Here is a 263-nt window from a genome sequence, read left to right as displayed (position 1 = left end):
GGGCCGACGCGCTCACCTCGGTGCTCGCCATCGCCGCGCTGCTGGCGGGCCGCTATCTCGGCTGGGTCTGGATGGATCCGGTGATGGGCATCGTCGGTGCGATCGTCATCGCGCGCTGGTCATGGACGCTGATGCGCGACACGGCGTCCGTGTTGCTCGATGCGACCGATCATCATGTAGAGGAGGAAGTGCGCGAGTTGGTCGAGGCGCCAGGCGACGCGCGTATCACCGATCTTCATGTCTGGCGCGTCGGTCCGGAAGCC

The 263-nt window shown here is 66.9% G+C and carries 1 pseudogene; it reads left to right on the top strand.

Annotated elements, in window-relative coordinates:
* Positions 1–263: pseudogene (locus CVH10_RS21570) on the top strand (cation transporter); the annotation flags it as partial.

Origin of the sequence: Halomonas sp. ND22Bw, from assembly GCF_003011945.1 — a bacterium.
In the GTDB taxonomy this organism is placed as follows: Bacteria; Pseudomonadota; Gammaproteobacteria; order Pseudomonadales; family Halomonadaceae; genus Halomonas; species Halomonas halophila.
The sequence above is the reverse complement of the archived record's forward strand: the minus strand, read 5'-3'. Positions and strand labels throughout refer to the sequence as shown.